This is a genomic window from Salinivibrio sp. MA427 (assembly GCF_001996115.1).
In the GTDB taxonomy this organism is placed as follows: Bacteria; Pseudomonadota; Gammaproteobacteria; order Enterobacterales; family Vibrionaceae; genus Salinivibrio; species Salinivibrio costicola.
In genome coordinates this window covers 1-21044 of sequence record NZ_MUFH01000001.1, presented here as the reverse complement: position 1 = coordinate 21044, position 21044 = coordinate 1, and the positions used below count along the sequence as shown (strand labels likewise).

Here is a 21044-nt window from a genome sequence, read left to right as displayed (position 1 = left end):
TTGAAGAAAAACGCCCCTGTTGGGGCGTTTTGTCATTGAGGGAAGTGAGAAACCGTTACAGCAATTGCCAGACCGCGGCGCTGCCCGGCTTTTCGCCTTGCGTCCACCACTTGGCTTGGTAGCGTTGGTTGTTATATTCAACTTCAGCGCCGCCGGAATAAGCGACGGTCGCTTGCCATTCACTGCTTTGGTTGGCTTGGCTATCCCCGACGCGCTCCCATGGATCGCCTTGGTCTGGGCGCTGGCCTTTGGTCCACCACTTGGCGCGATACTCAACCCCTTGATACAGGACGCGATCGCCGCCGACATACACGGTGTTTTCATCCCACATTGGCAAGCCACTGGTCGGCGTCACGGTCACTGTGAATTGCGCTTGCGTGGTTTTGTCGCCATCGCTGACCTCTACTGTAACCACATAGTCGCGATTCTCAGTTACGGTAGGCGCGGTCAGCGTCACCTGATCACCGGTGCCAGAAACGGCCAGATCGCCGGATGCTCGGTAGGTGTAGCTGAGTGTATCGCCATCTGGGTCGTTTGCCTCAATGGTTACACGGGTTTGCTCACCGCTTTTCAGGCTAACTGGGGTGATAGGTGCCACGGTAGGGGCTTGGTTTTCACCCGGCACCACTACCTTTATAGTGGCGCTGGCCTCGGCATTAGCTTGGCCATCCGAGACTGTCACCGACAGGGAATAGTCGGTGCTGGTGCTCACGTCAGGGGCGGTCACGGTGACCGAATCCGTGTCGCCATTGGTCAGGGTCAACGCCGTATCGCCTTGCCAGCGATAGATCAGGGCATCGCCATCCCGATCGCGCCCATTGGCAGCAATGGTTAATGATTCTCCCGGCGCCAGCGTATAGCTTTGTTGCGCGAGACTCACTGTTGGGGCGTTGTTGACTGGCGGCTGACCATCCTGTGCTAAGCCCTCGTGCATCGCATTGAGGATATCGCCATTGTCGGCATCAATCTCCCATGCAAACAAACCGGCGAAGTTGTGATTACGCACATACTGGCCTTTGGCTTTGACCGAGCGGGGGGTGTCGTAAGTGACCAGCTTGCCGTTGTCAGGGTTCCAAATGTAGGCCGCTTCAGCTTGCTCATCATAACCGGTTTGAAAGCCATTGATGCCGTTACCCGCGCTGCCGAGCATTGATGTGACGACGCCTTTGTAGTCAATCACGCCCGCTTCCCAAATACCATCAGCGGTGCTGCCCTTGATCGGGCCGTTACCGGGCGCGGTCATCGGGTTGCTAGGATCGGTTGCATTGGCAGGGAAAACGCCTTCCCAGCCACGACCGTACATCGCGGTACCGATCACCATTTTTTCCGGTGGCACGCCGCTTTCTAGCAGTAATTGCACGCCATTATCGAGCGTGTAAGCAGGGCCTTTGCGGGGCTCGCCGTTATCATCGACGCCAGTGCCATCACATTCATCCGCACTCATGTGGCTGCCACAGTAAATGGCGGTTTGGTGACCGGTGACATTATTCCATGCGCCGAAAAAGTCGTAGGTCATGGCAAAGATGTAATCCATGTACGGCGCGCTGGCGCTGTAATCGACGTTGGCGATTTTGTCATAACCGGCACCGACGGCCGAGGTGAGTTGGTACTCACGGCCCGTGTCGGCTTCGAGCTCATCCAACATCGCGCGCAGCTCACGCATTAAGGCCGCGTAGGCTTGGCTATCCTTATCTTGGTCACCTAAATCAGGGTTGGCACCGCCACCGCCTGGGTATTCCCAGTCAATGTCGACCCCATCGTAGAATTTCCAGGTTTGCAGGAACTCTTTCATTGAGGCGACAAAGACGTCACGGTTGGCCTTGTCGGTGAAATCATAGAAGGGGTCGGATAGGGTCCAGCCGCCCACGGAGGGGAGAATTTTCAGATCAGGGTAGCGCTGCTTGAGCGCCATCATTTGCGCGTAGGTGCCACCTATCGGATCTTTGGCCGGTGTGCCGGGCAGCTTTTTCTGAATCGCCGCCCATGGGTCATGGATTGCCACTTCATAGTCTTCTGAGCCTTGGCAAGCGAGCTCAAGTGCGCGCAAGCTGTTGCCATTTTCGATGTCGCCCAATGACTCATTGGGGCCACAAATGGGGATAAAGCCATACAAGATGTGGGTGAGATTCCCCGCGGGCACCTGACTGACATCGAAGTTACGACCATAAATGCCCCATTCGACAAAGTATGCCCCCACCACGGTATCAGGCTGTTTGGGATAGTCATTGTTGTTCGGGTCGACATTCATCGGCAGTGGGTCAAGATGGACGCCGTCGGTGTCTGCGATGACGATGGGTTTGGCGGCACTGGTCGCACACTGACCATCGACGCCCCCTTCACACAAGGCGAGTTTAAGCTGGTGACGACCGCCTTTGTCATAGGGGAAAGTGACTGTGCCGGATTGGGTGCCTGCCGGTAAAGTGCCTTGATTGACCACCTGATCGTCAAAGTACACCTTGTAGCTATCACCGCCATCACCGGACCAGGCATTCCATTTAATTTCAATTTGGACTTCATCCACGCGCTGCACCAGATCTTTGTACGATCCGCGGCCATATTCATCGACTTCAACAAAAGAATAGTTTTGTGGCTTCCAGTCCAAACTTGGGGTTGAAGGGGCCGCCACGGCGTGGCTGGCGCCCAGTGCCCCAGCAATCGCCAGAGAGAGTAGGGTCATTGGCTTCATGTTTGCTCCTTATTGTGTCACGCGTTGCCAAACAAGGGCAGCGCCGGGTTGCTCGTTTCTAGTCCACCATTTTGCTTGGTAGATGTTATCGCCGTAGCGCACGCGATCCTTGGCCAGATAGACCTCAGATGCGCGCCATGCGGGCAGGTTGCTGGTGGGTTCGTCGGTAGCCGGGATCACCGACAGGTTGAAGCTATAGCTATCGTGATGGCTAAAGACTTGGTTTTGCACCACGTCATCGGCATTAAACTGGATCTCGCCGTGGCGCATCACCCCGATACGTAAGGGCTCGTTAGCCTGTTGCTCGATAAGACTGGCCAGCGCGTGTGGCCAATTCGTCACATTTTGGTCCGTCAGGGTGAGTGTGACATCCACCACTTCCTGGCCTTGGCGATTGTGCAAGCGGGCCCGCACGCGATCGCCCAATGCTGCCATTTGTGGATGTTGGACAAAGTATCCTAGCTCGTGCCATTGGGCGGGTGCGGTCTGACTAGGGGTGATGGTAATGTCGGCACAGTTGTAGAAGCCTTCTCCGGCCGGATCAATACGTTGCCAACGGCTATAGATAATGGCATCACCTTGACGATCGGCGGGCAGGGTCACGGTCATCTCATAATACCGGTTACCGTTATCGCCGATCACAATGGGCAGATCGCCAAAGGTGTCGATCTTTTCGAGATCATCCCACGTCAGCGCATCGGTCGCGCCGTTGTAATCTGGCTTGGTGAGATAAATTTCCCAAAAGCTCGGGTTATGAGGCGTGGTGGCGCGAAAGCGCACGTCAATTTGGCCATTGCCATCTGGGGTGATCTCGGTCCGTTGCCAATCCGGTGAGGGCAAACTGATCCCGGCTTTATTAGGATCGCCGGCACCACATAAGTTGCCATCGGTAACGGCCGCTTTCACCGCATCCATATTGCGATAATCCGCCACCAATTGCGCCGATTCATGGTGTTGCACAAACGGGTAGTGCCCCGATTCTAAGAACGCAGCGCGACAGGCGGCGTTAGGGATACCTGACCCATCTGAAGGCCACCAATAGCCCCCTTGCTCATGGCAAATCGCCTGGCGCGCTTTGGGGCTTTCTAAATAGCCATGTGCCATCACCTGTGTGCTGCTTGCGACCAGCGCAAGGGCCACGGCGGTGCGGCAGGAAAGTTGAGTAAACGAAGACTTGAACATAACGACTCCTTAACGGGGGCACGCAGCCCCCGCATTCAAGACTAGAAATGGATTAGAGGCTGCAGACTTGGCGCCAAGCTTGACCACCGGGTGCCGCTTGGGTCCACCACTTGGCTTCCCATACCGCCTCTTGGTAGATAAGTTGGTCGCCACCGCTGGCATGATTGACCCCGTTAGGCCAGTTGGGGTAGGTACTCAGGCTGGCGATATCGACGCCAGGACACTGAGACTCTCCGCCACTTTGGCTGGTGCTACCGGGAAGCGCAGGCGGAAGGCTTGGATACTCCTGCTTCACCGCATAGCGCTGGCCATCTTTTTCGATGGTGATATTGGTTGGGTTGGTGATAGGCATGTAGTACATCACCTGAGCGTCCAAGGTTTCACCCGGCTTAAAGCTTTGCTCTATACCACCCCATTCGTTAATCAAGGTGATGGCAAAGCGATGATGGGTGGCATCAAACCCGCCGATGTTGTTACCACTGGCATTGCTGCTATCACGCACCACTTCCATGCGCAGCTTTTTCTGGGCGTTCCAGTCAGATTTAAAAATGGCCGAGGTAGACACTGGCACATCAAAGCTGATGGTGGCGCCCGATAAGTCCAGATCGGAGTGGTTGGTAAAGCGGAACGTGGGGCGAATAGGGTAGTTGTCATCGCCCACTGGGAAGTTCAGCGCGTCAAGCGTGACATCCACTTGCTCGCTTGGCACTTGGAAATTGGCGTCGCCACGTTGTAGTGAGTAGTCGCTGCCCGCTTGCTTAAAGGTTTGGTACGCCAGCGAGGTCAGGGTGTCACCCATAAAGTAGGCTTGACGCTGATCATCATAGCGATAATCCCCCGCCAGCTCCCAGAACATCACCCCGCCTAGGCCCTTATTGACCACGTAGTCGACCTTTTCGGCCATCGAGGTTTCGTCTTCCATTGACAGGAATACGCGTTTTTCTTCGTTCCAAACCCATGGCGCTTTGGCGATGTCATCGTAATAAGCTTGATAGTTACCGGTGAGACGGTCGCTAGGATCTTGCTCAGGGTCGAGCCCGTACTCTGCCGCATAGGCCGGTAGTTTGCCATCGAGCAAATTTTTCACATGCCATAAAGGGTTGGAGCCGGCAGGCACTTCGTTGCCGAGCTCGTCCACATCATGCCAAAGGTTATCTATCCCGACTGCACCGTTGCCGCATTTGTTTTTCTCACCGACACCGGTGCCGGCTGGGCACTCGCTTTGGTTTGGCAATGGCGCGCGTCCCCAAAGGCCTTTGTCGCCACCTTGCACGTCTTTAAAGCCGCGGGTGTAATACGGGATACCGATATTGATGCGGCCGGGAGACATACCGCCCATAAAGTAGGTGGCTGCCCAATCGGTATTTAAATAGCCAATCCCTTCAAATTCAGGGGTTTGGTAGACATTCCACTGTTTAAGTTCGGAATCCTCTCCGGTGTCATACAGCGGCGCTTGATGGCCAACATGATCGTTCCATGCCCCGTGCAGATCATAGCTCATGATGTTGACGTAATCTAAGTATTGGGTGGTTTGGAAGGTTTTCATCCCGCGCAATAAGTAACCCGATGACGGTGCGGCAATGGTCAGCATATAGTGCTTGCCATCTTGCGCGCTGGCTTTATCGAGCGCTTCACGCAGCGACTTCATCAGTACTTGATAGGATTTATTCAAGTGCGCGCGACGTGGGTTGGAGTACTCGAAATCGTCAGGGTGGCCTGAGTCTTTCATCGACGATGGGTATTCATAATCAATGTCCAGACCATCAAAGCCATACTGGCGCAAGAAGGCGACGGCACTGTCGGTGAAAGCCTTGATGCCGGCTTGGTTGACGCTGCCATCGGCATTGGTGGTCATGGTGTAGAAACCGCCACTGTCGATGCGCTCGCCGTTTTCACCGAAGTAGCCCCCGGTTTCGGCCCAGCCGCCCACGGAGATCAGCGTTTTCACGTCGGGGTGCTGCTTTTTATACTTGTTGAGCAAGTTAAAGTGGCCTTTGTACGGCAGGGTCGGATCCATCTCTGCGCCGGCCACGCCCGGCCAGGTCATTTGGGTCGCGGGGTTATCGGGGGCATTGGGATCGCCGATAGACAGTTGGTTGTCCGCGTTGATGTGGGCAAAGGCGTAGTTAATGTGGGTGATCTTGTCCCAAGGAATATCGCTGACTAAATAAGCGGGCTGGCCGTTGGCGCCGTTTCGCCAGCTGGTGAAATAGCCAATGACACGGCGAGGGTGATCGGCGCCCATGTCTTCAAGGCCGTTTTCGTCATACACAGAGCAATACGGCACGTCGACATCTGGGGTGGTGTATAAACCAGCCGGACGACAGGTATACTCATCGCCGCCGGTTTGGTCATCACCCACCACCTGTTGCAATGTCTGGATGTCGGTAGCGCCTTTGTCGTCGGTCACGGTGAGAGTAAATGTAAAACGACCCGTTTGTTCGGCTTGCCAGCGAATGGCGGTTGCTTCTGCACCTTCATACAATAGGGTGTCGCCTTGTGAGAGCGCGAATGAGGTCACCGTGCCATCCGTGTCTGTCCCGGCGAGGGTGAAGGTGAGTGTGTCACCAACCTCAATCGGTCCAGACGGAGAGACGGTTAAGGTTGCGGTAGGGGCTTGGTTGACGCTGCCAGCGCACTGGCCGAGGATTTTCCACGCTTTCCATTCGCCAGATTGGGTGGCCGGGTCGGCTTGCGTCCACCACCTCGCTTCATAGGCGGTGTTATCTGTTTTTACTTGATCCCCTTTAGTGTAGGTATTGCCATTCTGCCAATCGGATAATGGCTGGCAATCAACTGCAGCGTGTACGCTGGGGCTACTTAATGCGAGCCCTGCCAAACCAAGTGCGACCATACGCGATGGTGTTACTATCTTCATATTTTGCTCCAAAAATTTTTGAAACGAATTTCATCAATACAGTCAGTGATTGATGAGGTCTTCCCCTACGCTTTTTGCACTAAAAACGGCTTTTCCGCTCAAGCATAGGCAATAAAAAGATTATTTTGGGCATTAACTGCCAAGAAAAGGAGGCGGGAATGTCATAATTTGAGCGTGGGTTCATAAATTAATTATTGGTAAAAAAGAAGTACATCCATAGCGTGATGTTGGTAGTAATTCGCACATAATTGACAGTTTGCAGGCTTGATTTCTTATTTTTTTTGAAATTGGTCATGCTTTTTTCGGGGATGCCATGGAACAACCAACCGATAAAGACAAAATCCGTTTGCTTATGACGCGGCAATTCTGTACTATCTCGCGCCTGATTCTCGGTCTTTTCTTTTCCGTTCCTTGCTTCCGCTGGACGACCGAGCCAATTGTGGAAGCTGATTAATCCGTAAGGAGCAACTCAATGCGTCATTACGAAATCGTATTCATGGTGCACCCTGATCAGAGCGAGCAAGTTGCTGGCATGATCGAGCGTTACACTGCGTCTATTAAAGATGCAGGCGGTCAGATCCACCGTCTAGAAGACTGGGGCCGTCGCCAACTGGCTTACCCAATCAACAAACTGCACAAAGCACACTACGTTATGATGAACGTAGAAGCCGAGCAGGCTGTGATTGACGAGCTAGAAAGCATGTTCCGCTTCAACGACGCAGTGATCCGTAACATGATCATGCGTACTAAAGACGCTATCACTGAGCCATCTGTCATGATGAAGGCTAAAGAAGAGCGTACTGCTAAGCGTGAAGATCGCCCTGAGCGTGAAGAGCGTGCGGAAGCGAAGCCAGAAGCAAAAGCGGAAGCTGAAGCTGAAGGCGAAAACGCAGCTGAGTAATTGCTGTGATGACCAATCGGTTGGAGCTTGCTGGTGTTATCAGTAAAGGTCCGGTCCGTCGCCAAAGCCCTGCAGGCGTTCAGCACTGTCACTTTGTGTTAGAGCATCGTTCCACGCAGGTTGAAGCTGACTTCCCTCGACAAGTTTTTTGTCGTTTATCTGTGGTTGTGAGTGGGCAAGGGTCAACACAACAAACGCAAAATTTAGCTTTAGGTAGCCATATCAAGGTAAGCGGTTTTATCGCTTACCAGACCAGCCGACAAGGCGAGGGAAAATTGGTATTGCATGCCGACACTATTATAGACATTTAGATCAGGAGATAAGCCCATGGCACGTTTCTTCCGTCGTCGTAAATTCTGCCGTTTCACTGCAGAAGGCGTCACAGAGATCGATTACAAAGATGTAGCGACTCTAAAAAATTACATTACCGAATCAGGTAAAATCGTACCTAGCCGTATCACTGGTACTCGTGCTAAGTATCAGCGTCAACTGGCTCGTGCTATCAAGCGCGCTCGTTACCTGGCCCTGCTGCCGTACACTGACAAGCATCAGTAATCGGAACTGTCCAAGTTAGAGAGGATTGAAGAATGCAAGTTATTCTACTTGATAAAATCGGTAACCTGGGTGGCCTAGGTGATCAGGTAACTGTTAAATCTGGTTATGCACGTAACTTCCTTATCCCTCAGGGTAAAGCTGTTATGGCAACCAAAGCCAACATTGAACATTTTGAAGCACGTCGTGCTGAGCTAGAAGCAAAAGTTGCTGAGCAACTGGCTGCTGCTCAAGCGCGTGCTGAGAAAGTTGAAGCACTAGAAGCGGTTGAAATCGCTTCGAAAGCGGGTGATGAAGGTAAACTGTTTGGTTCTATCGGTACCCGTGATATCGCTGACGCTGTGACTGCAGCGGGCGTTGAAATCGCTAAAAACGAAGTTCGTCTACCAGAAGGCGCACTGCGTCACACTGGCGAGTACGAAATCAGCGTGCAACTGCACTATGATGTTTTCGCGACCGTCAACGTGAACGTTGTTGCTATGTAATTAGCAACAAGGTTTCGATAAAAAGCCAGCCTTCGGGTTGGCTTTTTGTTTTTTCAGCGGTTTATAACCATTGATAACGAATACCGACCGTGAACATACTGTCGCGATTTTTTAGTCCCGGAGGGACATCTGTCATGTAAGTCTGTTTGCTGGTTATTTTTATCGATAACTTTTCAGTAATGGTTGATGCCAAAGTGAGTGATCCTTCGACACTGGTATTACTGCTCCCTGAAATGATAATACTTCTTCCTTCTAAACTGACATTATCGAGCATATGCCACTCTCCTCTTGCCTGTCCACGTATCACTGATTCACTGACTGAGTAAGGCATGATCAAATCGTCATCATCAATTTCATCGACGTTCGGTTGTTGGTAACGAAAACCTGGGCCTATCTCGGTGCTTAATGTGACCTTAGCGTTTTGAAGCCAGTGATAACCTAAACCCGTTGCCAGCATAAAATCGTCATAATAAGGGCCGTAACGGTCGGCGACATAAGTGGCATTGAGTAGCGCATAGCTTCTGTCACCAAGTAGCATATTAGCTTGCGACTCTWGCTCTGTTTTACGTTTGTCCTCTTCACCATCTTTTTCAACTTGCAACAGGCTAATGCTGGCTTGATAACTGTATTGCTCAACTTGATATTGACCTGTGAGCGCATTATTGATGGTTTGAGAATCTGAGTTACCACCGAGGCGCTGATAACCGAGCGAAATATCGGCTGACCAAGGTGATTCTGATGTTTTATTATCGTCACTTGCATAGGCAGGGACCCCGCATACCATCCAAATTGATAACCACACGGGCTGACAAAAAGACTTCACTACTTTCATCTCACGCAATCTAAGGCGCCGCTATGCTAAGCGCTGTTTGCATTGTGATAGTCAAATTTGGGTTAGAATTCGAGGAGGTCATTCAGCGTTTGGAAAAAAATGTCTCATGGGGCAGCGTCCCACGAGGACAGCGGGTATAATGACCTCCATTAGCAATAGGTGAGTTTTTATGGCAGACAATCGTAAACCCGCAAAAGATCAGCAAGTCGCTAACCTCAAAGTGCCACCACACTCGATAGAGGCCGAGCAGTCGGTTTTAGGTGGTTTAATGTTGGATAATGAACGCTGGGATGCGGTTGCGGAAAAAGTCGTCGGCCATGATTTTTATAGCCGACCCCATCGGTTGATTTATGAATCGACCAAATCGCTACTGGATGAGGGGAAGCCGCTTGATCTCATCACCTTGTCTGAGCATCTCGAAAAGGCGGGAACGCTCGACGATGTGGGCGGCTTTGCCTACTTGGCGGAGCTGGCGAAAAACACCCCGAGCGCCGCTAATATTGTGGCGTATGCAGATATCGTCCGTGAACGTGCCATGGTGCGTAACCTGATTGGGGTAGCCAATGAAATTGCCGATGCGGGCTATGATACCCAAGGGCGAAGCTCAGAAGATTTGCTCGATATGGCGGAGAGTAAAGTCTTCGCGATTGCTGAGTCTCGGACTAGTGAAACCGAAGGTCCACAGCACATTGACTCGGTACTGAGTCGCACCCTAGAGCGCATTGAAGAGCTGTTCAAGTCACCGCAAGACGGGGTTACCGGCGTATCGACGGGTTTTACCGATCTTAATAAGAAAACGGCAGGCTTACAGCCTTCTGATCTCGTTATCGTCGCGGCACGACCATCGATGGGTAAAACGACCTTTGCGATGAACTTGTGTGAAAACGCAGCCATGGATCAAGAAAAGCCTGTATTGATTTTCTCGCTCGAGATGCCGGCTGAGCAGCTGATGATGCGTATGTTGGCCTCGTTATCACGGGTTGACCAAACCAAGATCCGAACCGGCCAATTAGATGATGAAGATTGGGCGCGTATCTCGTCCTCGATGGGGATCTTGATGCAGAAAAAGAACATGTACATCGATGATAGTTCCGGCCTAACACCGACTGATGTGCGCTCGCGAGCCCGCCGTGTGGCGCGCGAACATGGTGGCGTGAGCATGATCATGGTCGACTATTTGCAACTGATGCGCGTGCCAGGGTTACAAGAAAACCGGACCTTGGAAATTGCTGAAATTTCGCGTTCACTGAAAGCGCTCGCGAAAGAGCTGAATGTGCCTGTAGTGGCGCTATCGCAGCTTAACCGTTCGTTGGAGCAACGTGCTGATAAGCGCCCCGTTAACTCGGACCTGCGTGAGTCGGGTGCGATTGAGCAAGATGCTGACTTGATCATGTTTATTTATCGTGACGAAGTCTACAACCCAGAAAGTGCCATGAAAGGGATTGCAGAAATCCTGATTGGTAAACAGCGTAACGGTCCAATTGGTAGTGTGCGCTTGACCTTCCAAGGCCAGTACTCACGCTTTGATAATTATGCAGGACCCGCGTTTGATGATGAGTGATCTGTCTACCATGACCAATGCGGCTCGCGCCTTCATTGATCCCGAGGCCATGGTGCACAACATCCAAGTGATGCGTCGCAAAGCCCCCGGTAGCAAAGTGATGACAGTGGTCAAATCGGACGGTTACGGTCATGGGCTAACCTCCGTTGCGACGACGTTGGCGCCTTATAGCGATGCCTTTGGGGTGGCGCGGATAGAAGAAGCACTGACGCTGCGTCAAGCGAGCATTACCTTACCCATTGTGCTACTCGAAGGTTTCTACGAAGCGGATGAGCTGCCGTTATTGGTTGAGCACCAACTGACCGCCACGGTGCACTGTGATGAGCAAGTGGCAATGCTGACACAAGCGACCCTATCTTCGCCTTTGTCGGTATGGCTAAAAGTGGACTCAGGCATGCATCGGCTCGGCTTTGAACCGGATCAGGTGCCTGGTGCGCTTTTTGCCCTGCATGCTTGCGACAATGTAGCGCCTGAGATTGGTTACTTGAGTCATTTTGGCTGCGCGGACGAAATGGATAATCCGATCACCCAAGCGCAAATTGACACCTTCTCGCGCGTTACGGAAGGGCTGCCCGGTGAACGCTCATTGGCTGCATCTTCCGGCACGTTATTTTGGCCGCAAAGTCATTTTGATTGGGTGCGCCCAGGTATTTGCCTGTATGGCATTTCCTCTCGTATTGAATTAACAGGCGACGCACTTGGTTTGAAGCCGGCAATGCGCCTGACATCGCGGGTCATGGCTGTGCGTCGTCTCAAAGCTGGCGAGCCGGTAGGTTATGGCGCGCGTTGGCGCAGTTCGCTCGATACCTTGATTGGTGTGATTGCGATCGGCTATGGCGACGGCTATCCGCGTTCTGCACCTGACGGCACGCCCGTATGGCTCAATGGTCGAGAAGTACCGCTGGCTGGGCGCGTCTCAATGGATATGATCACCGTTGATCTGGGTCCAGATGCGACCGATAAGGTGGGTGATGAAGCGGTGTTGTGGGGACCCGAGCTCCCGGTTGAGCGCATCGCGCGCTTGGTTGATACGATTGGTTATGAACTTGTCTGCCAGGTGACAGGCCGCGTCCCACGTCAATATCTAACCAATCCCTCCCCGAGGGGGTGAGCGAAACGCAGTGATACGCTAAACGCCTCGGGGCTGCTTTGTCTCGGTTGATTAGCCCGTGGTAGGCGCGCCTTGAAGTGTGACGACCAGCGTACGTGAACCGCCCTGATCACGGTGTTCGCCTAGATAAATCCCTTGCCACGTACCGAGGTTGAGGTGTCCTTGAGTGATAGGGACAGTGACACTGGCCCCCAGTAAAGACGCCTTAATATGTGCCGGCATATCATCATCCCCCTCATAGGTATGACGGTAATAGGGCGCACGCTCGGGCACTGAGTGATTAAAAYGGGACTCCATATCTTGACGCACGGTGGGGTCCGCATTTTCATTGAGGGTTAAACTGGCTGAGGTATGTTTGATAAATACCTGCATCATCCCCATCTCAATATCATGCAACACAGGCAGTGCGTCGATGATCTCGTCGGTCACAAGGTGAAAGCCTCGAGAGCGCGGGCGTAAGCGAATTTCAGTTTGGTACCACATAAGCAATCCTTGTTGTGATCTCTATCGTAATCAGTTAGCCCAAAGGCGATCCAACTATTCTATGATTAATCGCAACCTACTCACAGCGATTGCATGTGAGAATCGAGCCATGATTATGTAATATTACACCAATAACCGCTGCGTACAGCATGGTGGTGCTGACGTTATACAGGACTCCAGCCTGCTGTGATACCCACAGCAGCACTCACAACGCGATTTGGATGACATGATGCTAAAGACAACGAACCCCACACAAACCGTGGCGTGGCAATCACTGACCGCCCACTTTGAAGAAGCACAGGACTATACACTGGCGGATCTGTTTGCGGATAATCCAGACCGATTTGCCCATTTCTCAACGCAATTTGAAGACAGCATTCTGTTGGATTATTCCAAAAACCTGATCAGCGAAGAAACCCTGACCAAGTTATTGGCATTGGCAGACGAAACGGGCGTCTCAGACGCGATTACGTCGATGTTTAATGGTGAGAAAATCAACCGTACAGAAGACCGAGCCGTGCTTCATACTGCGTTGCGTAACCGTAGCAACCAGCCTGTTATGGTGGATGGCGAAGATGTCATGCCGCACGTCAACGCAGTACTCGCGCAAATGCAATCATTCTCTGAGCGTGTGATCAGCGGTGAGTGGAAAGGCTATACCGGTAAAGCAATTACCGATGTGGTGAACATTGGTATCGGTGGCTCAGATCTTGGCCCTTACATGGTCACTGAAGCGCTGGCAGCCTACAAAAACCACCTCAATTTACACTTTGTTTCTAACGTTGATGGCACCCACATGGCCGAAACGTTAAAAGCCCTGAATCCTGAAACGACGTTGTTCTTGGTGGCTTCAAAAACCTTTACCACCCAAGAAACCATGACCAATGCGCACACGGCGCGTGACTGGTTTATGAAGGCCGCTGGAGATGAAAGCCAGGTGGCGAAGCATTTTGCGGCGCTTTCAACCAATGCCGATGCTGTTGCGAACTTTGGGATTGATACGGCCAACATGTTCGAGTTCTGGGACTGGGTTGGTGGCCGTTATTCACTGTGGTCAGCCATTGGTCTATCGATTTGCTTAGGCGTCGGCTTTGACAATTTTGTCGCCTTACTCGATGGCGCACATCAAATGGATAACCACTTTAAAACCGCACCCATGGCGCAAAACATGCCGGTGTTGTTGGCGTTAATCGGTATCTGGTACAACAACTTCCACGGTGCTGAATCAGAAGCGATTTTACCGTATGATCAATACATGCATCGCTTTGCCGCGTATTTTCAACAAGGCAACATGGAATCAAACGGTAAATACGTCGACCGTCACGGTAATCCGGTCGATTATCAAACGGGCCCAATCATCTGGGGTGAACCTGGTACAAACGGCCAACATGCTTTCTATCAGCTTATCCACCAAGGCACTAAGTTAATCCCGTGTGACTTTATTGCCCCCGTGCATAGTCACAACGCGATTGGCGATCACCACGCTAAACTGATGGCGAACTTTTTTGCTCAGACCGAAGCATTAGCCTTTGGTAAGAGCCGTGAGCAAGTCGAAGCCGAGCTAGTGAAAGCGGGCAAATCGGCCGAAGACGTGGCTGCGATCGCACCCTTTAAAGTGTTTGAAGGTAACCGTCCAACCAACTCTATTTTGGTTGAGAAAATCACGCCTTATACACTCGGGGCTTTGATTGCGATGTATGAGCATAAAATCTTCACTCAGGGTGTAATTTGGAACATTTTCAGCTTTGATCAGTGGGGTGTTGAGCTGGGTAAACAACTGGCAAGCAACATTTTGCCTGAGCTGAGTGATGATCAGCAGGTTGAGAGCCATGATAGCTCGACCAATGGACTGATCAATGCATTCAAGCAGTGGCGCCAAGCGTAAGCTGACCGACTACGATTAATTGAGAAAGCTAAACGCCGCGATGCTTATCGCGGCGTTTCTATCTTAATATAGGTGGGTTGACTAAGCTGCGCATCGTTGTTTAATGATCGAAGCAGATCTCGATAAACGCTGTGCCATGTGGGGACTTAAACGGCATGATAATCACTGGGCCATCACTTTTGTGGTTGATGGTATGGCCTTTGCCTGAGACAACCACTGGGGTCGCCATTTCAAACTCAAAGCCTTTTTCGGATAGGATCCGCTTAGCGCCGCCTGTCACCATATTAGTAATCTCACCGACCATGTCGGTCACTTYTTCATCAATGGATTCTGAACGCTCGCCCAGCATGCGTTGCATGATTTCCAGTGCCATATCTTCATCAAATGTGACTGAAAATGATCCTTTGGTTTGTGGACCAACCATGCCTATCAACCCAGAGACGTCACCTTTTGCGATCTCTGACTTTTTTAAATGAGGCTTCTCTGGCTGGATGTCCAGCTGTGCCATGGTTTGTAGCACATTAATCAGTGAAGTAAGAAATGGGTTGACGAATTGTGCTTCCATAAAGAGTGTCCGTCCTAATCAAATCAGTGTTAGTGAGCCAAGCATTGTGCACAAGTGCCATGGGTTTCAATCACATGATGTTGCACATCAAACCCCATTTTACGCGCTTTCTCACGCAATGCCTCTGATAGCTCTTCAGTGTGACACTCTTCTACGGTGCCGCATTGATCACAAATCAGCAGTTGAGAGCAGTGCCCCTGATGCCCTAAGTGGCAGCAGGCAATATAGCTATTGGTCGACTCTACCTTGTGCACAAACCCCTGTGCTAATAGAAAGTCTAGCGCACGATACACCGTTGGGGGTTTCGCTTGTGGCTCGGTTTCACGCAATATATCGAGCAGCTCGTACGCGGTAATCGCCCGTGAGTTATTGGCGATAATTTCATAAACGCGGGTTCGTTGCGGCGTTAATCTCACACCACGTTGCTCACACAGCTGCTGTGCGCGGTGCAGTAAACCAGTGATCTGGGTCATAGCGCCTCAAAGTACTAACAGTCAGACAGTTATCTTATCATAGCTGTATACCAACGCACCCTGCGTATCTTTATCCTATGCGCTTTGCCACAAGTGTAAATAGATAGTCTATGACCACTTGATCGCGATCAGCTACCTTTGGGTAATGATAGAAGTAAAAACAATAAACAATCAGTCGATTTTTGAATCGGCTAACTGTTTTGCGCTGTCATGTCAGTATGATGGCAGTGTGCCACRGGCATAAAAAACATACCTTTACATCCATAACAGGAGTATGTACCGATGAAAAAACTGTTAGCCCTCGCCGCTTTGGCGTTCGCGTCTGTCTCTACGCAAGCGGCTGCCAATGAGTGTGAGTTAACTGTCACCACCGGCGATAAAATGGCCTACGACCAGTCATCGTTGTCCGTACCAGCAAGCTGTAGTGAAGTGACGCTCACGCTGGAGCATCAAGGCTCAATGCCTGTGACCTCGATGGGCCACAACTGGGTGCTGTCGGAAACGTCTAACTTGCAAGATATCGCCATGAAAGGCGCGGGTGCGGGTGCCGATAACGATTACCTACCACAAGGTGATGATCGTATCTTGGCACATACCAAGTTGGTTGGCGGCGGCGAAAGCACCACCATCACCTTCTCAACCGATGGGTTGCAAGGCAAAGACTTAACTTATTTCTGCTCTTTCCCCGGCCATTGGACGGTAATGAAAGGCAAATTCACTATCGAATAAGTCTTGTTGCGAGAGAGCGCATCGTTCGGCTCTCTCGCTTGTTTCATTCTCGGCTTAATAACAGAGTAAGTCGAATCACCCCTGCGATCATAACGGTCTCCATACTGTTATCTTACCGATTTCTTTCTCTAAGCCTGCTGGTGAACCGGTTCTGCTTAAATCTTACCGATGCAATGTGTATAATCCGCGTCCGCCTGTCGAAAACGACTGTCGTTCAACGTAATTTGCAGAGATTCGAGACCATGACTACCCCCAGCAAAACCGCCGCCAGCCCTGATGTGACGCCAAAAACGGTGATGCAGCGTTTCTCTGTTGCGCCGATGCTTGATTGGACGGATCGACACTGCCGTTACTTTCATCGTTTATTATCTGGGCAAACCTTGCTGTTTACCGAGATGGTTACCACGGGGGCGATCATTCATGGTAAAGCGGATTACCTTGCTTACAACGAGCAGGAGCATCCGGTGGCGTTGCAACTGGGGGGCTCGGATCCGGCGGATTTGGCAATGTGCGCCAAGCTGGCGGCCGAGCGTGGCTATGATGAAATTAACCTCAACGTAGGTTGCCCGTCGGATCGGGTGCAAAACGGGCGCTTTGGGGCGTGTCTAATGGCGGAGCCTGAGCTGGTGGCGCAGTGTGTGGCTGCCATGCGAGAAGTCACCGATGTGCCTATTACGGTGAAAACGCGCATTGGTATTGATGAGCAAGACAGCTATGAATTTTTAACCGACTTTGTTGAGACAGTCAGCGAAAAAGGTGGCTGTGATATGTTCACGATTCATGCGCGCAAAGCGTGGTTAAACGGTTTGAGCCCAAAAGAGAACCGCGATATCCCGCCACTGGATTACCCACGCGTGTATCAGCTCAAAAAAGACTTTCCGCACCTGACGCTTGCGATCAATGGCGGGGTGAAAAGTCTTGAGGAGGCGGAGCAGCATCTTGAGCATCTTGATGGGGTGATGGTTGGTCGCCAAGCTTATCAGAGTCCGTTTATGTTGGCCGAGGCCGATCGGCGTTTATTTGGTATGACAACGCCTCGCATTACTCGTCGTCAAGCGGTTGAAGCCATGTTCCCATACATCGAAAAACAGCTCTCTCAAGGGGCGCAACTGAACCATATCAGTCGCCATATGTTAGGTCTGTTCCAAAATATGCCTGGCGCGCGGCAATGGCGTCGCTATATCAGCGAGAATGCGCACAAGCCGGGAGCAAGTATTGAAGTGCTGACCACGGCGATGAGCCACATTCCTGACGATTGGCTTGATGCGTAATTGAGTGAAAATGACTAAATTTAGGTTTACATTTAACCACCACGTTGACATCGACCGGAAAGCCAATCCTAACGTACTGAAATAATGAGAATATATAGAGTGACAAATTGGCTTAAAACCTGCAGAGTCTGTCTCGCTATCAAGACAAGGAGATCGTAATGATCGAACTACTTTTTCTGATTGGCTTTGCGGTGGTGTTATTTATGACCGGAGTCAGCATTATGGGCATGGTACTGGCGATGCTCGCGGGTTTTGCTGTGATGATGTTGGCCGGGATGATCGGTACGCTGCTCAAGCTATTACCATGGCTTTTAGTCATTGCTGTGGTGGTTTGGTTAGTCAAACGTCAACGTCGCAGCCGTAAAGGTCAGTCAGAAGTGATCATCAATGAAAAGCGCTGGGCACGATTCCGTCGCCGCTAGAGCGTGAAAACTTGCGCGTGTGCACAGCAAACGGACAGCATAAGTTGTTTTTAGCTTCTTCTCGGCACAAAGCTTGCTATCATTATCAGTTACCGGCGACAAGGCATGGCTTTGCCGCCTCCGCGTGACGACACTTTTTTATCGACAATGTGGAGACTTTCATGAAAACCACTTCAATGACGCTTGCCGCCGCAGCGTTTACCGCGCTACTGGCCATGCCCTCTCAAGCAGCAACCCTTGCCGGGGGAAAAGTCGGCGCCGATGCCTGGTTTATGGATGCTGATGTCAACAATGTAGAAGCCGATGATGCCAGCACAGCGGGTTCTTATTATGCGGCACTCGAGCACCCGCTTCCGTTAATCCCGAATGCCAAGATCCGTCAAACCTCGGTGAGTGTTGATGGGGCACGTACGGGGAAAGTTGATTTTGACCAAATCGACTTCGTGGCGTATTACGAGTTTCTCGATAACGATCTTGTATCTGTGGATGCCGGTGTTAATTTACAGCGTTTTCAATCTGGTAAGTTCCAAGGGCAGAGCTTCGACGAATGGCAGCCAAACCTGTATGTCGATGCGCGCGTTGGCTTGATAGGCACGCCGTTAAATGTGTTTGCCACCGTAAGCAAAGGCGAATTTGATGGCACCAGCACCTTAGATGCCGAGGCGGGCCTTATTTATCAACTAGGCTTGGTCGCCGCAGATCTGAATGTGCGTGGTGGCTATCGGATGATTGACCACGATTTCGATTATTTTAATAACAAAGCTGAGCTTGATCTGACCGGTTTCTTTGTCGGTGCTGAATTAGACTTTTAATCTTGCTTTTTATCAGCCTTATGCCCTAAACCGCGCGTCTGCGCGGTTTTTTAATGCCTTCCTGTTTTTTCCCAACTCTGTTGCATATGTCTCACTGCGACTTTCGCCTAATATCCAGCAATAAAAAACTCTGCYACGATTTTTGAGTCATAACGGCAAGGAGAGGGCAGTACGTGCTCCGCCATCGACTCAAACACGGAATAAGGAAAGAGTATGATTTACGCAAAGCCAGGAACAGAAGGGTCAGTGGTAAGTTTTAAATTACGCTATCAAAATTTTATTGGAGGTGAATGGGTTCCACCCGTGAAAGGGCAGTATTTTGCTAATACCTCGCCCTGTACCGGTGAAACCCTAGCAGAGATACCGCGCTCGAGCGCCGAAGACGTGGATCTGGCATTGGATGCTGCCCATGGCGCGAAAGACGCGTGGGGAAAAACCTCCGTCACTGACCGTGCGAATGTTTTGTTAAAAATTGCCGACCGGATTGAAGCTAATCTTGAGATGCTCGCGGTGGCAGAAACATGGGAAAACGGAAAAGCCGTACGTGAGACCTTGGCGGCTGATATTCCGCTTTGTGCTGATCACTTCCGTTACTTTGCCGGTTGTATTCGCGCCCAAGAAGGCACTGCGGCGGAGCTGGATGCAGGGACCGTTGCTTATCATATTCATGAACCACTGGGTGTGGTGGGGCAAATTATTCCGTGGAACTTCCCTTTGCTGATGGCGTCATGGAAACTCGCACCAGCACTGGCGGCGGGAAACTGTGTGGTGCTCAAGCCGGCGGAGCAAACGCCGACGACCATCTTGCTGCTGATGGAGTTGATTGGTGATCTGCTACCGGCCGGGGTCGTTAACGTAGTCAATGGTTATGGCGCTGAAGCCGGGCAAGCTCTCGCCACGTCACCAAGGATTGCCAAGTTAGCGTTTACTGGCTCCACTCCGGTGGGACACCATATTCTGCGCTGTGCGGCAGAAAACCTGATCCCTTCAACCGTTGAGCTTGGTGGTAAATCGCCCAATATCTATTTTGAAGATGTGATGCAGCAAGAGGAGGCCTATATCAATAAAGCGGTCGAAGGCTTGTTGTTAGGCTTTTTCAACCAAGGCGAGGTCTGCACCTGTCCATCACGCGCATTGATTCAAGAGAGCATTTACGATGCGTTTATTGAAAAAGTGATTGAGCGCGCCGGGRTGATCAAACAAGGAAATCCGCTCGATACCGAGACCCAGGTGGGCGCCCAAGCGTCTGACGAGCAGTTCGATAAGATCATGAATTATTTGAACGTTGGACAGGAAGAGGGAGCCAAAGTATTAATCGGGGGCAGCCATAAAGACCTGGGTGGTGGCTATTACGTGCAGCCGACATTACTGCAAGGGCACAATGACATGCGTGTGTTCCAAGAAGAGATTTTTGGTCCTGTGATAGGGGTGACCACCTTTAAAGATGAAGCCGAAGCCTTGGCGATTGCCAACCACACCGAGTATGGCTTAGGGGCGGGGTTGTGGACGCGAGATATGAACCGCGCCTATCGGGTCGGTCGCGCGATTGAGGCGGGACGTGTGTGGACCAACTGCTATCACCTCTATCCGGCGCATGCGGCGTTTGGTGGCTATAAAAAATCGGGAATTGGCCGTGAAAATCATAAAATGATGTTGGGTCATTACCAACAAACAAAAAATTTATTGGTGAGCTATGACATTAATCCTTTGGGCTTTTTCTAAGCTAGCATATCTTGATATCCGGTGCGGCGACTATGCCGCACCACGCTAACTCCGTTTTACGTTAAGGCCATGCATGGCACCCTCGTCTATCTGATACTAAGCTCAATTCAAGATGTGGATTTTATCGATAGGCAAATGACGATGACAGCCGAACAACTCCGTGCGTTATACCGCCAACAGCTTTTGATTGAAGCGCTTGTTGAGCCGTCGTTAGATAATGAAGGATGGGTGGTTGAATGCCGCCATGCTGCGGGAGGCTTGATGGCATTGACGAATGCCGACGGCGTTGAGCAGTGTTTTCTCGATATCGATCAAGCGACCTTGAATGCATTAGAGATTGGTTTTCAGCAAGTGCGCATTATCGACTAATCCCGCGACCCCGCTTAAGCACTCCTTTCTACACATGGTATCTTACAAAAAGTTATAAAACATTCACATCTATTCTTTATTGTTATTAACTGGTGAGGTTACGCTAGCATTTACGCAATGTTAGC

Annotated in this window: 20 protein-coding genes; 13 read left to right on the top strand and 7 right to left on the bottom strand. The window is 51.2% G+C overall.

Annotation, left to right across the window (positions count from 1 at the left end; all coding sequences use genetic code 11):
- Positions 1-55 precede the first annotated feature (55 nt).
- The 3 genes from BZG79_RS00100 to BZG79_RS00090 are packed head-to-tail and all read right to left on the bottom strand — an operon-like array spanning position 56 to position 6746.
- Entirely contained in the window at positions 56-2686 is a 2631-nt protein-coding gene (locus BZG79_RS00100) for a glycosyl hydrolase family 18 protein (RefSeq protein WP_077773489.1), read from the bottom strand.
- 9 nt (positions 2687-2695) lie between these two features.
- A complete protein-coding gene (locus BZG79_RS00095; protein ID WP_077773488.1) occupies positions 2696-3868 on the bottom strand; it encodes a lytic polysaccharide monooxygenase in 1173 nt (390 codons plus the stop codon).
- A gap of 52 nt (positions 3869-3920) precedes the next feature.
- Positions 3921-6746: a glycosyl hydrolase family 18 protein gene (locus BZG79_RS00090; protein WP_077773487.1), complete on the bottom strand. Its 2826-nt coding sequence runs from the start codon at positions 6744-6746 to the stop codon at positions 3921-3923.
- 472 nt (positions 6747-7218) lie between these two features.
- Between BZG79_RS00090 and rpsF the strand changes: the two genes are divergently transcribed.
- From rpsF to rplI, 4 genes are read left to right on the top strand one after another with little or no spacing between them, the layout of a single operon-like run.
- A complete protein-coding gene (gene rpsF / locus BZG79_RS00085; RefSeq protein ID WP_077460007.1) occupies positions 7219-7647 on the top strand; it encodes a 30S ribosomal protein S6 in 429 nt (142 codons plus the stop codon).
- 8 nt (positions 7648-7655) lie between these two features.
- Positions 7656-7958 (top strand): primosomal replication protein N, encoded by a 303-nt coding sequence (priB, locus tag BZG79_RS00080; RefSeq protein WP_077676637.1) that lies wholly within the window; start codon positions 7656-7658, stop codon positions 7956-7958.
- 16 nt (positions 7959-7974) lie between these two features.
- Positions 7975-8202, top strand: a complete 228-nt coding sequence (gene rpsR, locus BZG79_RS00075) for a 30S ribosomal protein S18 (RefSeq protein WP_021023493.1) — start codon at positions 7975-7977, stop codon at positions 8200-8202.
- A gap of 32 nt (positions 8203-8234) precedes the next feature.
- Positions 8235-8684, top strand: a complete 450-nt coding sequence (rplI, locus tag BZG79_RS00070; RefSeq protein ID WP_021023494.1) for a 50S ribosomal protein L9 — start codon at positions 8235-8237, stop codon at positions 8682-8684.
- Positions 8685-8745: 61 nt separating this feature from the next.
- On the opposite strand, the gene BZG79_RS00065 is transcribed toward rplI, so the two are convergent.
- A complete protein-coding gene (locus BZG79_RS00065) occupies positions 8746-9516 on the bottom strand; it encodes a DUF481 domain-containing protein (protein ID WP_077773486.1) in 771 nt (256 codons plus the stop codon).
- Between the two features lie 169 nt (positions 9517-9685).
- Between BZG79_RS00065 and BZG79_RS00060 the strand changes: the two genes are divergently transcribed.
- Both BZG79_RS00060 and alr read left to right on the top strand, forming a co-directional pair.
- Positions 9686-11077: a replicative DNA helicase gene (locus tag BZG79_RS00060; RefSeq protein WP_021023496.1), complete on the top strand. Its 1392-nt coding sequence runs from the start codon at positions 9686-9688 to the stop codon at positions 11075-11077.
- Positions 11049-12188 carry an alanine racemase gene (gene alr, locus BZG79_RS00055; protein WP_077773485.1) on the top strand — a complete coding sequence of 380 codons (1140 nt, stop codon included), beginning with the start codon at positions 11049-11051 and terminating at the stop codon, positions 12186-12188. The genes BZG79_RS00060 and alr overlap by 29 nt, the downstream gene beginning before the upstream one ends.
- Before the next feature lie 51 nt (positions 12189-12239).
- Here alr and BZG79_RS00050 read toward each other — a convergent pair whose 3' ends face one another.
- Positions 12240-12671 carry a secondary thiamine-phosphate synthase enzyme YjbQ gene (locus tag BZG79_RS00050; RefSeq protein ID WP_077773484.1) on the bottom strand — a complete coding sequence of 144 codons (432 nt, stop codon included), beginning with the start codon at positions 12669-12671 and terminating at the stop codon, positions 12240-12242.
- Positions 12672-12900: 229 nt separating this feature from the next.
- Between BZG79_RS00050 and pgi the strand changes: the two genes are divergently transcribed.
- Positions 12901-14556, top strand: a complete 1656-nt coding sequence (gene pgi, locus BZG79_RS00045) for a glucose-6-phosphate isomerase (RefSeq protein WP_021023499.1) — start codon at positions 12901-12903, stop codon at positions 14554-14556.
- Positions 14557-14656: 100 nt separating this feature from the next.
- Here the strand turns inward: pgi and BZG79_RS00040 are convergent, their stop codons facing one another.
- Both BZG79_RS00040 and zur read right to left on the bottom strand, forming a co-directional pair.
- On the bottom strand, positions 14657-15121 hold the full coding sequence (locus BZG79_RS00040; RefSeq protein ID WP_077773483.1) for a chemotaxis protein CheX: 465 nt from the start codon (positions 15119-15121) through the stop codon (positions 14657-14659).
- Positions 15122-15150: 29 nt separating this feature from the next.
- Entirely contained in the window at positions 15151-15594 is a 444-nt protein-coding gene (gene zur / locus BZG79_RS00035) for a zinc uptake transcriptional repressor Zur (protein ID WP_021023501.1), read from the bottom strand.
- A 282-nt stretch (positions 15595-15876) separates the two neighbouring features.
- Between zur and azu the strand changes: the two genes are divergently transcribed.
- From azu to BZG79_RS00005, 6 genes are all read left to right on the top strand, one after another.
- A complete protein-coding gene (gene azu / locus BZG79_RS00030) occupies positions 15877-16323 on the top strand; it encodes an azurin (protein WP_021023502.1) in 447 nt (148 codons plus the stop codon).
- Positions 16324-16565: 242 nt separating this feature from the next.
- Positions 16566-17594 carry a tRNA dihydrouridine(20/20a) synthase DusA gene (gene dusA, locus BZG79_RS00025; protein ID WP_077773482.1) on the top strand — a complete coding sequence of 343 codons (1029 nt, stop codon included), beginning with the start codon at positions 16566-16568 and terminating at the stop codon, positions 17592-17594.
- Between the two features lie 158 nt (positions 17595-17752).
- A complete protein-coding gene (gene pspG, locus BZG79_RS00020; RefSeq protein ID WP_077669275.1) occupies positions 17753-18016 on the top strand; it encodes an envelope stress response protein PspG in 264 nt (87 codons plus the stop codon).
- 161 nt (positions 18017-18177) lie between these two features.
- Complete coding sequence (locus tag BZG79_RS00015; RefSeq protein WP_077773481.1) at positions 18178-18828, top strand: TIGR04219 family outer membrane beta-barrel protein; 651 nt, start codon at positions 18178-18180, stop codon at positions 18826-18828.
- A 213-nt stretch (positions 18829-19041) separates the two neighbouring features.
- Entirely contained in the window at positions 19042-20550 is a 1509-nt protein-coding gene (locus BZG79_RS00010) for an aldehyde dehydrogenase family protein (protein ID WP_077773480.1), read from the top strand.
- Between the two features lie 141 nt (positions 20551-20691).
- Complete coding sequence (locus BZG79_RS00005) at positions 20692-20919, top strand: hypothetical protein (RefSeq protein ID WP_021023512.1); 228 nt, start codon at positions 20692-20694, stop codon at positions 20917-20919.
- Positions 20920-21044: the final 125 nt, after the last annotated feature.

Coding starts and splice junctions, on each gene's coding strand:
- BZG79_RS00100 (WP_077773489.1), bottom strand. CDS start 2,686: ATGAAGCCAATGACCCTACTCTCTCTGGCGATTGCTGGGGCACTGGGC.
- BZG79_RS00095 (WP_077773488.1), bottom strand. CDS start 3,868: ATGTTCAAGTCTTCGTTTACTCAACTTTCCTGCCGCACCGCCGTGGCC.
- BZG79_RS00090 (WP_077773487.1), bottom strand. CDS start 6,746: ATGAAGATAGTAACACCATCGCGTATGGTCGCACTTGGTTTGGCAGGG.
- rpsF (WP_077460007.1), top strand. CDS start 7,219: ATGCGTCATTACGAAATCGTATTCATGGTGCACCCTGATCAGAGCGAG.
- priB (WP_077676637.1), top strand. CDS start 7,656: ATGACCAATCGGTTGGAGCTTGCTGGTGTTATCAGTAAAGGTCCGGTC.
- rpsR (WP_021023493.1), top strand. CDS start 7,975: ATGGCACGTTTCTTCCGTCGTCGTAAATTCTGCCGTTTCACTGCAGAA.
- rplI (WP_021023494.1), top strand. CDS start 8,235: ATGCAAGTTATTCTACTTGATAAAATCGGTAACCTGGGTGGCCTAGGT.
- BZG79_RS00060 (WP_021023496.1), top strand. CDS start 9,686: ATGGCAGACAATCGTAAACCCGCAAAAGATCAGCAAGTCGCTAACCTC.
- alr (WP_077773485.1), top strand. CDS start 11,049: ATGCAGGACCCGCGTTTGATGATGAGTGATCTGTCTACCATGACCAAT.
- pgi (WP_021023499.1), top strand. CDS start 12,901: ATGCTAAAGACAACGAACCCCACACAAACCGTGGCGTGGCAATCACTG.
- zur (WP_021023501.1), bottom strand. CDS start 15,594: ATGACCCAGATCACTGGTTTACTGCACCGCGCACAGCAGCTGTGTGAG.
- azu (WP_021023502.1), top strand. CDS start 15,877: ATGAAAAAACTGTTAGCCCTCGCCGCTTTGGCGTTCGCGTCTGTCTCT.
- dusA (WP_077773482.1), top strand. CDS start 16,566: ATGACTACCCCCAGCAAAACCGCCGCCAGCCCTGATGTGACGCCAAAA.
- pspG (WP_077669275.1), top strand. CDS start 17,753: ATGATCGAACTACTTTTTCTGATTGGCTTTGCGGTGGTGTTATTTATG.
- BZG79_RS00015 (WP_077773481.1), top strand. CDS start 18,178: ATGAAAACCACTTCAATGACGCTTGCCGCCGCAGCGTTTACCGCGCTA.
- BZG79_RS00005 (WP_021023512.1), top strand. CDS start 20,692: ATGACAGCCGAACAACTCCGTGCGTTATACCGCCAACAGCTTTTGATT.